Annotated in this window: 10 protein-coding genes; 3 read left to right on the top strand and 7 right to left on the bottom strand. The window is 71.1% G+C overall.

Annotation, left to right across the window (positions count from 1 at the left end; all coding sequences use genetic code 11):
- Positions 1-107: 107 nt before the first annotated feature.
- Both ACWIGI_RS22870 and ACWIGI_RS22865 read right to left on the bottom strand, forming a co-directional pair.
- The gene (locus ACWIGI_RS22870; protein WP_454204474.1) at positions 108-887 is read right to left on the bottom strand and encodes a DUF1707 SHOCT-like domain-containing protein; all 780 of its coding nucleotides are present in this window, start codon (positions 885-887) and stop codon (positions 108-110) included.
- 11 nt (positions 888-898) lie between these two features.
- Positions 899-1,963: a DUF1707 domain-containing protein gene (locus ACWIGI_RS22865; RefSeq protein WP_454204473.1), complete on the bottom strand. Its 1,065-nt coding sequence runs from the start codon at positions 1,961-1,963 to the stop codon at positions 899-901.
- A 279-nt stretch (positions 1,964-2,242) separates the two neighbouring features.
- On the opposite strand from ACWIGI_RS22865, the gene ACWIGI_RS22860 reads away from it, so the two are divergent.
- Positions 2,243-3,148 (top strand): LLM class flavin-dependent oxidoreductase, encoded by a 906-nt coding sequence (locus ACWIGI_RS22860; RefSeq protein ID WP_454204472.1) that lies wholly within the window; start codon positions 2,243-2,245, stop codon positions 3,146-3,148.
- 80 nt (positions 3,149-3,228) lie between these two features.
- On the opposite strand, the gene ACWIGI_RS22855 is transcribed toward ACWIGI_RS22860, so the two are convergent.
- The 3 genes from ACWIGI_RS22855 to ACWIGI_RS22845 form a co-directional block, all read right to left on the bottom strand.
- On the bottom strand, positions 3,229-4,140 hold the full coding sequence (locus ACWIGI_RS22855) for an RNA polymerase sigma factor (RefSeq protein WP_454204471.1): 912 nt from the start codon (positions 4,138-4,140) through the stop codon (positions 3,229-3,231).
- A 188-nt stretch (positions 4,141-4,328) separates the two neighbouring features.
- Positions 4,329-5,201 carry a haloalkane dehalogenase gene (locus ACWIGI_RS22850; protein ID WP_454204470.1) on the bottom strand — a complete coding sequence of 291 codons (873 nt, stop codon included), beginning with the start codon at positions 5,199-5,201 and terminating at the stop codon, positions 4,329-4,331.
- Positions 5,202-5,273: 72 nt separating this feature from the next.
- Positions 5,274-5,786, bottom strand: coding sequence for a MarR family winged helix-turn-helix transcriptional regulator (locus ACWIGI_RS22845; RefSeq protein ID WP_454204469.1), 513 nt, complete (start codon positions 5,784-5,786; stop codon positions 5,274-5,276).
- 112 nt (positions 5,787-5,898) lie between these two features.
- Here ACWIGI_RS22845 and ACWIGI_RS22840 point away from each other — a divergent pair, with 112 nt between their 5' ends.
- Together ACWIGI_RS22840 and ACWIGI_RS22835 are read left to right on the top strand one after the other, a co-directional pair.
- On the top strand, positions 5,899-7,389 hold the full coding sequence (locus ACWIGI_RS22840; RefSeq protein WP_454204468.1) for an MFS transporter: 1,491 nt from the start codon (positions 5,899-5,901) through the stop codon (positions 7,387-7,389).
- Positions 7,390-7,509: 120 nt separating this feature from the next.
- On the top strand, positions 7,510-8,670 hold the full coding sequence (locus ACWIGI_RS22835) for a zinc-binding dehydrogenase (protein ID WP_454204467.1): 1,161 nt from the start codon (positions 7,510-7,512) through the stop codon (positions 8,668-8,670).
- A gap of 39 nt (positions 8,671-8,709) precedes the next feature.
- On the opposite strand, the gene ACWIGI_RS22830 is transcribed toward ACWIGI_RS22835, so the two are convergent.
- Positions 8,710-10,383, bottom strand: a complete 1,674-nt coding sequence (locus ACWIGI_RS22830; RefSeq protein WP_454204609.1) for a dynamin family protein — start codon at positions 10,381-10,383, stop codon at positions 8,710-8,712.
- A 522-nt stretch (positions 10,384-10,905) separates the two neighbouring features.
- Complete coding sequence (locus ACWIGI_RS22825; RefSeq protein ID WP_454204466.1) at positions 10,906-12,747, bottom strand: dynamin family protein; 1,842 nt, start codon at positions 12,745-12,747, stop codon at positions 10,906-10,908.
- Positions 12,748-13,098 lie beyond the last annotated feature (351 nt).

The raw sequence follows: 13,098 nt of genomic DNA, 5'->3' as shown, positions 1-13,098 counted from the left end.
TCTAACCAGGGTTCGGAGCCGGATTGTGATAGAAGGACGCGCAACTTTCGGCGTCGGTCTCCCGCGTCGCTAGACCTCGGTCCGCCGACCGCAGCCCAACCTGTCGGTCATTTCTCGGAGTAGGGGAACACCTCACGCGGCTCACCGGAGAAGGCGACTTCCATATGCGCCGTCGCGGAGCCGTTGCCGACGTAGATCGTCACGATCGGACTGGTGTCGGTCGCACTGGTCGGCCGCGAAATCGCCACATGGGTAATCCGCCCGCCCGGCACCTTCAGCGTCTGCACCGCACCCGCGAGCAACTCCGCGATGGCTCGCACGTCGATCCCGGTGAGCTGAAACGACTCGGTGCTGCCGCTGCGCGACGAGGTCGTCGAGTTCGCGAATCGGCCGTCGCGATAGCTGATGTCCTCGACCCGATCGCCGTCCACCGGGCGGTCCACGGATACGTACTCGGGAAAGAGCCGCACGTCATCTACCGGTGCGTCGCCATATTTCGCCTGATAGGCCGCCAGGAAGCTACCGAAGCCCGGGCCGGTGGTGCCATCGGTGCGCGCGGTACGCGGCGGATCCGGTTCGCTCACCCAGCCGAAGAACGAGCCGAGCAGCGCGGCCACCGCCACCGTGCCCGCCGCCGCGATCCAGCGCCGCCGCGGCAGTCGGCGTTCGGGCCGAATCAGCGGGGCGTCCACCAGGTTTCGCGGAATCTGAAGATCGGAGATGAGCGCGTCGAGGTCGCCGAAGGTACGCGCCCGCATCGCCGCGGCGGTGCGCTGGGCATGTTCGGATTCACTCAATTCGCCTGCGGCACGGGCGGAATCGATCAGCGAGCAGGCGTCGACCCGATCGGAATCGCGGACCCGCAGTCCGGAATGCTGGGAAACCATCGTCGCCTCGCCTAACCCTTGAAGGGGTATGCCCGCAGGACGGTACCGGCGGGTGTGGCCGTCAGATAGCCACTCTCTTCAACCGAATTGCGCACCCAGATGCTGAGCACCGGGGCGGCACCGCGTTCGACCCCGACAGCGAGGTGGGTCACGGCGCCCCCTTCCACTTTCAGCATTCCCGGCGCATCGGCGAGCAGCTTGTCCAGCGCCGCCAGATCCAGTTCTGCCATATCGAATGTGGGTGTGGTCGTTGCGCGGGTGGTCGTCGCCTTGGTCACTTCGAATCCGCTGCGGTAGTTGTACTCCGTCTGCCGATTAGGCTGCGGGGCCCTGGTCACCGCGATGTGCGTGTCGTGGAAGCCGACCTCGTCCACGACGGTGTCACCGAACTTGGCCCGGTAGTCGTCGCGAAACTGCGCGATGCCCTGCACCGTGTTGAATTTCGGCGTCCCAATGATCCTCGGGGTGATCGCGCCGAGCTCCACCGTGGGCGGCGGCGCGGGCGGCGTCTCGGGCTGATGCGCCCACACGAACGCACCCACCGCCGCGACGAGGCTGACCGCCACCATCGCGACCGGAAACACGAAGCCGCGCACCGACGTCGGCGGCCGGGCGGCGGCGCGGGTGCCGACCGGGCGCTGCAGATCGTCGGTGAGGTCGGACAGCTCACCCAGGCTCTTGGCCTCGTTGGCGAGCTCGGTGAGGGCGCGGTGATCCTCCGCGCGCAGCTGCCCGTCGCCGAGCGCGGCGTCGAGCAGCGCGCAGGCGGCGGCCCGGTCCTCGTCGCGCGCGCGGGTCCGCGGCGGATACCCGCCGCGCCGGCTCGGCCGCGCGGTGGGCACCCGGGTCTGCGTCGCGCCGGGAGTGGCCTGCAGATCGGCGACGAGCCGGTCCAGCTCACCCAATGTCCGTGCGTCCCTGGCCCGTTCGGACCGGTCGTGATACTCCGCCGCCCCGAGCTGCCCCTCCTCGTAGGCGGCGTCGAGCCGCGCCCGGACGTTGACGCGGTCGACGTCCCGCGCCCGCATGCGCCCGGAGCTGGCAGAACCCGACGTATCGGACGATCTCGCACTCACAAGCGGATGGTAGCGGCCCGGCGGCCCGGGGTGCGCGGCAAAGCCCGCGCCCGCACCCCGAGAACATCGACACCCCCGGCGACGCGGTCTCGCGGCCCATTCGGACCGGAGAGCGGAAACTCGCAGCCGCACAGGGGAAATGGCGGCGCGATCCCGGGCCGGGGGCGGTCGTCGCGCGACGCGCCCGGGAATCAGACACGCGGAGTGTCCGAAATACCCGGCTTTCGAACGGTCTGGGAAAAGATCTAGCTCAGTTGTCAGCCCAGCTCAGGAGGCCAGATGGGAGTGCGGTTCGGCATCTCTATCCCGCCCGTGGCAGCCGCGCTGGCGGATGTACTGGACATGACGAGGGCGGCCGAGGACGAGGGCCTGGATCTGGTGGGTATACAGGATCACCCGGGTGCGCCCGAACGCGGTGACGCCTTCACCGTGCTGGGACCGGCCCTGGAGACCACCAGACGGATCACCCTGTACTCGGGCATCGCGGCGATGCCGCTGCGGCGGCCGTCGATGCTCGCCAAACAGGCCGCCACCCTCGGCCTGATCAGCGGCGGGCGATTCGAACTCGGGGTCGGCACCGGCGCTTTCGACGAGGGCGCGCTCGCCCCGAGCGGCCCGGGCACGCGCGGCGCGGCCGCCCTGAGAGCCCTGTCCGAGGGTATGGAGATCATCCGGTCCGCCTGGAGACCGGGACAGGTCGTCACCGTGCGCGGCACCGAGTACACGGTCGCCGGCGGGCCGGGCGGACCCGCGCCCGCGCAGCGGATGGCGCTGTGGCTCGGCGCGGCGGGCCCGCGCGCGCTGGACCTCATCGGCCGCGCGGCCGACGGCTGGGTCGCCCCGCTGCCGACCTGGCTGCCCCGGGAGCAATGGCGCGGCGCACAGGATCGCATCGACGCCGCCGCGCGGGCGGCCGGGCGTGACCCGCGAACCATCGCCCGCATGGCCCCGCTGCCCGGGGTGATCGACGACCGGGCCGGGCATTCGCGGCCGCGCGGCGCCGAGTCGATCCGGGGCTCGGCCGCACAGTGGGCGGAGATCATCGCGGAGCTGCACCGCGAGGCTCGCTTCGACACCTTCATGTACTGGCCGGCGAGCCTGGATGTGGATCAGGTCCGGCGTTTCGCGCGCGAGGTCGTACCCGCGGTTCGTGAACGGCTCGGCGCGGTGGCCATGGCCGGATAGGGCGCCCGCGGTCTCCCGCGCAGCGCGCGACAACCGCACCGCACCAGGGACTTCCGGGCACGATCCCGCTGCCGGGCACGCTAGCCCAGCAGCGGAAAGCCACCGGATTCCAGGAGCGCGGCGATGGCGTCGACGCGTGCGCGGGGGACCGCGTAGTCCGGGTGGGCGCCCAGGATCGCGGCCGCGTCGTGCAGGCGGACCATCTGTCGTTCGGCGTCGGCGACGGTGCGCCCGTCCGGGGTGATCGGGTGGCCGGCGAAGGCGGGCGCGCGCGGATTCACCCGGCCCAGGCTCAGCGCCCGGTCCACCCGGCGCGAACACCGGCACGGCGCTTGCGGATTGGCGAGCCCGCAGTTCGCGGTGAGGAAGTTGCCGAGCCGCTTCTTGGCGCGCTCCAGACGTTTTCGATACGCGGCCGGGGTGACATCCGCGATCCAGGCGGCCTCGGCCGAGCTCAGTTCGAAGATGTCGGAGAGCACGAAGGCGATCCGCTCCTCGCGCCCCAGGCACTGCAGCATGGCCTGACTGCAGTTGAGCCGCACCTCGTGGGTGAGCAGCACGGCCTCGGGTCCCCGGTAATCCTGTTCGGCCAGCCCGTCCCGCAGTCCCTCCCCGAATTCGTCGAGGCTGAGCTGATTCGCCTCCTGCGGGGTCCGGCGCCGCAGATTCAGCAGGTAGTTGACCCCGATGCGATACGCCCAGGTGAGCAGCTTGGCCTCGCCCCGCCAGGTGCGCAGGCTCCCCACCGCCCGCAGCAGGATCTCCTGCGCGGCGTCCTCCGCGTCGGCGGGCCGCCACACCATGCGCAGCGCCAGCCGGTAGATCGGGTCCTGCAGCAGCCGAACGACATCCGACACCGCCGCCCGGTCCCCCGCCACCGCCCGCGCGACGAGCTCGCGCTCGGCCGCGTCCGGACCGCGCTCGGCGGCAACCGGGTCGGGCCGGCGGCCGTCCGACTCGACGGGTTCGGGAGCGCCGGGCTGTATCGACATACCGCCAGCTTGTGCAGGCTGTCCCCGGGGCGCAAGGGCTTTCGCCGGAGATCACCGGAACGTCGGGCCGGACCCACGTCGGGTGATCAAGGGTGCAGGCACTGCGGCCGCGTCGAGATTCGCGGCCCCGGCAGGGATCACGGGGCGAAGCGTGCTCCGGCCCCGTGATCAGCCCTGCCACGGCGATATCAGGCTACCGCCCGCGCGGCGGTGAGCGCGTGCCGTCGCAGCCACTCGGCCACGGCGGCCCCGATCGCGTCGGGCTGATCCTCCGGGCAGTGGTGTCCGGCGGGGCCGATGTTCACCGTCTCGACGGACGCGAAAGTCCGTGCCGCCCACTCGATCGCCTCCGCCGAGCCGAGGCCGACGCCGTGCTCGACGCCCATGATCAGCTTGGGCACCTCGGGCGAGTCGGCCATCCAGCGGCCGTAGTTCTCCATGATGGCGACCACGTCGGCGGGGTCGCCGTCGAGCGGGAACTCGCGGGGCCACACCAGCATCGGCTTGCGCGAGGCCGGGGTGGGGTACGGCCGGCGGTACTCCTCGAGCGCTTCGAGGGACAGGCTGCGGGTGGAGGCGGGGAGGTTGAACTCGATGAACATGTTCTTCTCCAGGACCATTTCCTCCCCCTCCGGAGAACGGAAGCGGCGGAACAGTTCCGCGCCCTGCGGCGGCATCTCTAACCAGCTCAGCGGGCGCAGGAACGTCTCGACCACAGCGATGCCGCGCACCTGCCCGGGATGCCGCGCGGCCCGGTCCATGGCGAGCGCGCCGCCCCAGTCGTGGCCGACCAGCACCACCTCGTCCAGGCCGAGCGCGTCGAACCAGGCGTCGAGGTAGCGGGCGTGGTCGGTGAAGCGGTAGTCGCTCTCGGGCTTTCCGGAGTCGCCCATGCCGACGAGATCCGGTGCCAGCACCCGCGTTTCGCCGCTGACGTGCGGAATCACGTTGCGCCAGATGTAGGACGAGGTGGGGTTGCCGTGCAGGAAGACGACGGGGATGTCACCGCTGCCGGTGTCGGTGTACGCCAGGTACGAGTCGAGTACGTCGATGGTTGCCATGCTTCGCGTCCTTCCGGGTGAATTGCCTTCACCCGGTTGGACACTCACCGGCGGCGGCTGTGACCGGCCGGGTCAGTGAGTTGGATCACAGTCGTCCGGCGCCCGCCGATCGACCATCAGACCGGGATGCACACCGGGCGTCAGGCCGTTGCCGACCGCGGCGCGCTGCAGCAGCGCGACGAGCACCGCGCGTTCCTCCGCCCGCAGCGGCGCGAGCAGTTCCGCGTCCAGTTCGCTCGCGATGCGGGCCGACTCCACCAGCAATTCGGTGCCCGCGGGCAGCAGGTGCACCGCGTGCGCGCGCCGATCCGCGGGATGCCTGCGGCGTTCGACCAGACCGCGCTTCTCCAGATCGTCGACCAGGCCGACCATCACGTTGCGATGGATGCCCAGGGCCTCGCACAGCTGCTGCTGCGACTGCCCGTCGTTGGCCTGCAGTATCCGCAGCATGCCGTGGTGCTGCGGCTTGATCCCCAGTGGCGCGAGCAGCTCGCCGAATCGGCTCGCACTGTGAGAACCCAACTGCCCCAGCAGGAATGCCGGATGCGCGGCGAGCGGCGAGAGTTCGGGAGCGGCATCGGTCACCGCCCCAGCCTACATGAAGGCACCGCAACTGATTGCCCTATTGCGTGATAATCACTTCATGTGCATAGTTTGAGAGGTCGCCAAACTCCCACCGATTCGAAGTGAGCTCGCCGTGGAATCCGACACCGTTCCGACAACCCTCGACCCCCGCCGCTGGATTGCCTTCGCCGTCATCCTGGCCGCCGGCTTCATGGATCTGCTCGACGTGACGATCGTCAACGTCGCCGTCCCGAGCATTCAGCAGGATCTGCACGCGGAGTACGCGCAGATCGAGTGGATCATCGCCGCCTACGTCCTGTCCTTCGCCGCCGTCCTGATCACCGGCGGCAGACTCGGTGACATCTACGGCCGGAAGCGACTGTTCCTGCTGGGCATGGCGGGTTTCACCCTCGCCTCCGCGGCCTGCGGGCTCAGTACCGATCCGGCCATGCTCATCGGCTCGCGCTTCGTGCAGGGCGCCATGGCCGGGCTGATGGTGCCGCAGATCCTGGCCATCATCCGCGTCACCTTCCCGAAGGAGGAGCGGACCAAAGCCATCGCCATCTACAGCGCCGTCGGCGGTTCCGCGTCCGCGGTCGGGCTGTCCCTGGGCGGACTGCTGGTGCAGTGGGATCTGTTCGGCCTGGGCTGGCGGCCGATCTTCCTGGTGAACATCCCGGTCGGCGTCGCCGCGTTCGTCGCGGCCGCGATCGTCATGCGCGACTCCAGGTCTCCGGTCGCGCCGCGCCTGGACATCACCGGCATGGTGCTGGCCGTCTCGGCGGTCATGCTGCTGATCTACCCGCTCGCCGAGGGCCGCCGACTCGACTGGCCCTTGTGGACCTTCCTCATGATGGGCGCGGCCGCGGCGGTGTTCGCGCTGTTCATCGCCTACGAGCGGCGGCGGGCCCGCACGGCCGGATCCCCGCTGATCGATCTCGGCCTGTTCCGCTCCCGCGCCTTCACCGTCGGCCTCGGCGGCTGGCTGCTGTTCTGGATCGGCTTCGGTGGCTTCTTCCTCATCTGGACACTGTTCATGCAGGCCGGACTGGGCTGGTCACCGATGCGCGCGGGGCTGACCGCCATGTTCTTCGCGGTCGGCGCGGGTATCGGCGCCGGTGTCTCGGTGAGCGTGCTCGCACCGCGCCTGGGCCGCTGGGTCCTGGTGGGCGGCGGCGTGATCGTGGCCGCGGGCTTCGCGCTCTACGGCTGGATGGGCGTGGAATACGGCGCCGGATTCGCTTCCTGGCAAATGGTTTTCCCGCTGATCGTGACCGGTATCGGCTTCGGGTTCGTGGTCGCGCCGACCATCGACATGCTGCTCGGCCAGATCCCCGATCGGGAGGCCGGCGCGGCGTCCGGGCTGCTCAATACCGGTCAGCAATTGGGCCTCGCGCTCGGCGTCGCGCTGGTCGGCATCGTGTTCTTCGGGCAACTCGACAATGTGGTGGCGACGAGCCCCGAGGCCAATGCCGCGAATTTCGCGCACGCCTTCGACCACACCCTGAAATGGGGCATCGGCCTCATGGTCGTGGTGTGCGCGGGATTCTTCGCCCTCCCCCGGGACACGCGACCGGCGCCCACCGCCGAACAGGCCCGCGCCGAGGCGCTGACCCCGGCCTGATATCGCTGAAACGGCCCACGAATTCCGGCGAAATGCCGAAACCGTGGGCTGTTTTCGCATTCTCGGGCCGGGGAAGGAGAACAATTCGAACTGTCCACGAACTTCGACAGGAGTCAGCTGATGCGCGCGGTGACGGTAACCAAGGGCGAGTTCCGGGTCTCGGAATTGCTAACACCCACTCCGGGAGCCGGGCAGGTGCTGATCGATGTATTGCGCTGTGGCATCTGCGGATCCGACCTGCACGCCAGACTGCACTGTGACGAGCTCGCCGATATGGCCGTCGCCACCGGATACGAGCATTTCATGCGCTCGGATCAGAGCGTGGTGATGGGCCACGAATTCTGCGGCGAGGTGGTCGATTACGGCCCCAAGACCCGCAAGCGCTGGAAGCCGGGCACCCGGGTGGTCTCGCTGCCGATCCTGCGGAACGGCGACCAGCCGCACCTGACGGGGCTCTCGGCCGCCGCGCCCGGCGGCTACGCCGAGCAGGTGCTGGTCCAGGAATCGATGACCTTCCCGGTGCCCAACGGATTGTCCGCCGAGCACGCCGCGCTGACCGAGCCCATGGCGGTGGCCTGGCACGCGGTGCGGCGCGGGCGGGTGGAGAAGGGGCAGACGGCGTTCGTCATCGGCTGCGGGCCGATCGGGCTGGCGGTCATCTCCATGTTGAAGGCGTCCGGGGTGCGCACGGTGGTCGCCAGCGACTTCTCGCCCCGCCGACGGGAACTGGCCGCGCGCTGCGGGGCCGACGTGGTGGTCGACCCGGGGGTGGACTCGCCGTGGACCTCCGCGCCGCGCAAATCCGGCATCAGCGGCGTCACCGATGTGCTCAATCTCGGCTTCGACGCCATGGAGAAACTGCGGCGGCTGCCGAATATCCCCTGGTGGTATGTGTTCCGGGCCGCGCACACCCTCAACAAGGGGCCGACGGGCCCGGTCATCTTCGAATGTGTCGGCGTGCCGGGAATGATCGATCAACTGCTGACGGCGGCGCCGCCGCTGTCGCGGATCATCGTGGTCGGGGTGTGTATGGAATCCGACGCGATCCATCCGGCCATGGCCATCAACAAGGAGATCGAGCTGCGTTTCGTGCTCGGCTACGACCCGGGCGAGTTCCGCGACACCCTGCACATGATCGCCGAGGGGAAGGTGGATCCGGCGCCGCTCATCACCGGGACCGTCGGGCTCGACGGGGTGGATTCGGCGTATTCGGCACTGGCATCGCCGGATTCGCACGCGAAGATCCTCATCGATCCGCGCAGCGCGGCCACCGCGCCGTGAGCCCGCCGGGGAGCCGGGCGCGCCGCCCGGGTCCCCGAATCAGCGGCTGTGCCCGCTGATTCGCGCGAACGGCGTGGTCGGCGGCTCGTGCAGGACGTCGAGCAGGCCCTCCGCGCTGCGGACGGCGGTCAGGCAGGCGTTCGCCAGGAACTGATCGGCGAGCGGATGGCGGGCCCGCGCCCGCCACTTCTGCACCGCGGCCAGGGCGGCTGCGCGCTGGACGGGCAGATCCGCCCCCGCCGGCAGGTCCAGGCGCAGGTGGGTGGCCACGCCCGCGCCGCCGACGAGCCGGTGCAGTTCGGTGAGATCGGCCGGGGGGAGCGGTAATTCGCCGGTGCGCAGGTGGCCCAGCAGGCGGAGTTCGGCGAAACCGTGCACATCGGCGAGCAGGGTGCGCACGCGCGGGAGCAGGGCGTCGGCGGTCACGCCGGGATGCGCGGCGAGAATGCGGGCCAGGCCGGTGAGCGCCGAATGCGCCTTCAATTCCTCGGCGCGCTGGGCGAATTGCACGTCGAGGACGGTGCGGAGTTCTTCGAGTCCGGAGCGCCGGGTGAGTTCGGCGGCGAGCGCGGCGGAATCGCGTACGCCCAGGCGAACGAGGGTGACCGCCAGGCGAATACCGAACAGACCGAAGCGCGCGGCCAGGTGGGCGCGCAGGTCCGGCGGCACCGGCAGCGTCGAATCGGGGCGGGCGAAGCGATCCGCCGACAGCAGCGCCACGCTCAGCTCGTCCACGGGAACCGCGGCCAGGGCCTCGAAGGCCGCGTACTCGCGCTGCCGGAGGGTGGCGGCCGCGAAGGCGAGCAGGCCCGCGACCGGAATCACCGACTGGCACAGGCCGGTTCGTTCGAGTTCGCCGGCGAACCGGGCGGCCACGTCCCGGGCGGAGTGAAGGGCGTCCAGCCCGCCGGCGCCTATCTCGTCGGCGCGGGACACGACGCCGATGACGCCGAGCGGTCCGGACGAGCGCGGGGTTGTCCGCGTCGGCTGGTGGTCGCCGGTGGCGCCCGTACGGTGCGCGACGCCACCGGGAGCAAGGGGGACGTTGCCGCCCGGAGCGTGAGCACTCGCCGTCCCCTCCGCTCCGGTGTCCGAGCCGATGCGTTCGAGGAAGTTGATGTCGGCGGAGTCGAGGCGGCGCAGCAGATAGATCACGGCGTCGGCGCTCGGCAGCGCGGCTCCGTCCGCGCCGGGCGCCAGCAGCCGTGCGGTGCGCGCCGACACGTCCCGGGACAGCGACGAGATGCCGGGGGTGTCGACGATGGTGGTGCGCTCCAGTTCCGCCGAGGGCCAGTGCACTTCGAGGTGATCGACCTCGCGCACGCCCGGCGGCTGCCAGCGCGGCGCGGTGAGATCGAAGGTCAGCCCGTGCGCGCCGGCGAGTCCGTCGACCCCGCGGGTGCGCCGCACGACCACGTCGGCGCGCGCGCCCTCGCGGGAGTGGGCGGTCACCCGGGGTGCGACGCCGTGGCGGTACCAGGTCACCAGGCGGGTGCACTCGGTCGCGTCGGTGGGGGCGATGTCCTGTCCCACCAGCGCGTTCAGCAGGGTCGACTTGCCCGCCTTCAGCTGTCCGGCCAGGGCTACCCGCAGCGGTTCGTCCAGGCGGCGGGCGCACGCGTCCACCTGTGCGCGCGCCTGCTCGCCCAGGCCCCGGCGCGCGGCCGCCAGCAGTCCGCGGGTCTCGGCGCCCAGCCCGAACCCGGTGTTCACAGCTTCCACTCCGCACCTCCACGCATCGCAAACCTGTCGCCCGAACCGGTGTCTCCGTTAGCAACCCGACAATCGGGCGAACACGGACACGGGGCGGCGATCGACGGCGACGCGCGGTGCCGCCCGCCGTGCGTGAGCGCGAGCCTTCGCCGGCCCGTGCACGAGTGTGCCGGTGACGACAGCGCGATCGCACGATTTCCGGGACGCGATGTGTCGCGATGGTGGAGGTGCGATGTCCCGCGGGGTTCCCGAAGGTCTCCGGCGGCACGAGATCTGCGACGCGGCGGCGGGCGCCCGGCTCCCGATTGGATCGGGCAGGTCCGGTGCGCACATGCTGTGCGCCGGTTCGGGGGACACCGCCGTGCGGGGTATCACCCGGGTGGAGCAGCTTCGGGGCAGGTCGTGCGGGCGATCCCCGAGCAGGTGCGCACCGGTCCGCCGCTGCCGCGCCCTTCGATTCGCTGATGAATCTCACCGAGACCCGCACGCCCTGGCGCGCCAAGGCCAGAACTCGGCGACGCGTCAGGAAGACGGCGGCAGGGCGGTGTGCGGCGCGGCGGGGGCGAGGAGGGCGTCCGCGCGGCGGCGGAGGTCGGCCACCGCGTGCAGGCGGCGTTCGAGGGTCGCGGCGCGTGTGCTGCGGGCGGTGGCTTCGAGGGTCGCGGCTTCCTGGGCGGCGCGCAGGGATTCGTCGAGCGAGCGCAGGGTGCGGTCGGCGACGGCGGTGAAATGATCGCGCAGCAGGCGGTGGACGCGGTGCAGGCGGTCCTTGGTCTCCTTGGCGGTGTGGAAGGCGACGTCGTCGAGGTAGCGCCGGACGGCGATCTTCGCGTCGGCGCGGCGCTTGAGCAGGCGGGCCTGCTTGTCGTCGCGGAAAGCCTTGCCGCCCAGGATCAGGCCCGCGCCCAGGGACAGCGGGTTGACCAGTGACAGGCCGGCGAGGGTGCCCGCCAGGCCCGCCATGACGACGCCGCCGTAGGAACCGCGCACGCCGACCAGGAGCTTGTGGCCGAAACCGAGGTCGGGCTCCAGATCCGACAGGGTGCAGGTGCCGGATCGGGAGACGTTGCCGTCCAGACCTTCTCGTACGTCCGGCAGGTCGACCGCGCCGATCTCGGCGAAGTGCTCGGCGACCCGCTCGGCCAGCCGGACCGCGCGGGTGCGGGTCCAGAGCAGATTGTCACCGACGGCCGTGCCGACGGTGCCCGACAGCCATTCCTCGACGGTGTCCCAGTGCCGGCCGGGATCGTTCTCGTCGATCCAGTCCTCGGCGGTGCGGGCGATGTCGCGCAGGCGATTACGCAGGTCGTGGTCGATGTCGCCGACCAGATCGGTGATGCCGTCACCGAGGGTCTGCTGCCAGACCGCGGTGCGGCGGCGCAGGTGTTCGGCGGCGGTCTTGGCGGCGTGCAGTTCACCGATGGCGGCCGCGCCGCGCTCGGGGTCGCGCAGCGCCACCAGCTCGCTGCCCAGCGCGAGCGCGAGATGTTCCGTGGCGGAAGCGATGTCGACGGCCGCCGTGCGCACGAGCGCCGCCTCGTCCCGGGCGACGACCTGTTCGCGCAGGAACCCGAACACCGGGCCGAACCCGGACTCGCGCCCGAGCTGCTCGTCCTGCAGTCGCAGCGCGTGCTCCCGCAGCAGAGCGGACACCGGCAGGATCGGGATGTCCAGCCCGGCGGTGGCCAGATGTTGTTGATCGGCCTCGAACACCTGGCGCCAATGCGGATACAGATCCACCTTGGCGAGCAATACCGCGGTGGCCGGGCACAATTCGCGCACCTGCCGCAGCAGCTCCACCTCGGGCTCGGTCAACTCGGTGGACGCGTCGGTGACCATCAGGACCGCGTCCGCCGTGGGCGCGCCGGCCAGCACCGCCGCCGTCCCCCCGCCCCCGTGCGCACCCAGCCCCGGCGTGTCCACCACCACGATCCCGTCGGCCAGCAGCCGGTTCGGCGTCCGCACCTCCACCCCCAGCACGACCCGCCCCCGCGCCTCGCCCCGCCCCGCGACCACCTCCGCCAACCGGTCCCCCGCCACCTCGATCCGCCCCGGCTCCTCCCCCTCGGCCCCCGCGACCACCAGCTCGACCAGCTCCCGCTCCCCGTACGAGAGCGTCACCGCGACGACCCCCGCCGAATCATCCCCGACCACACACAGCCCCGAGTTCACCAGCGCGTTGACGAACCGGCTCTTCCCCTGGTTCCCCAACCCGCACACCACGATCCGCCGCCGCGGGTCCCGCACCCGCCCCGCCACGATCCCCAACCGCCCCACCAGGTCCCCCCGCCCCGCCTCCCGCGCGACCCCCACCGCTTCCCCCAGCACCTCCAACAGTCCCCCGCGCCCCACCCCCGCGCTCACCACGCGCTCCGTCCCCGACGGGGTTCCACGCGCGTGCGCACACCCGACGGGATCCGCGCCTCCACGCCGCGATCACCGGCCACCGGGCTCAGGCCGTTCCGCGGGCGGTCAACCGCCGAGTCGGCCTGCGCGCCAACATCATCAACGATCTGCGACCCGGTACGGCCTCCACCCGACGCGGTCGTGCTCCGAATTCGCCCGGCCGCACCGGGAATGCGGCTACCGGACACACGGCAGGAACCGATCGACAGGCATCCAACGACCGAGACATCGGGTGCCCAGACACTGCCGCCTTCCACCCATGTCAGCGGGCTCGACACTGACTCCGCACCCGCACTCCGATCCGGAGCA

This window comes from Nocardia sp. NPDC055321 (assembly GCF_053645575.1).
The sequence above is the reverse complement of the archived record's forward strand: the minus strand, read 5'-3'. Positions and strand labels throughout refer to the sequence as shown.

Coding starts and splice junctions, on each gene's coding strand:
- ACWIGI_RS22850 (WP_454204470.1), bottom strand. CDS start 5,201: ATGGCAACCATCGACGTACTCGACTCGTACCTGGCGTACACCGACACC.
- ACWIGI_RS22855 (WP_454204471.1), bottom strand. CDS start 4,140: ATGTCGATACAGCCCGGCGCTCCCGAACCCGTCGAGTCGGACGGCCGC.
- ACWIGI_RS22860 (WP_454204472.1), top strand. CDS start 2,243: ATGGGAGTGCGGTTCGGCATCTCTATCCCGCCCGTGGCAGCCGCGCTG.
- ACWIGI_RS22835 (WP_454204467.1), top strand. CDS start 7,510: ATGCGCGCGGTGACGGTAACCAAGGGCGAGTTCCGGGTCTCGGAATTG.
- ACWIGI_RS22870 (WP_454204474.1), bottom strand. CDS start 887: ATGGTTTCCCAGCATTCCGGACTGCGGGTCCGCGATTCCGATCGGGTC.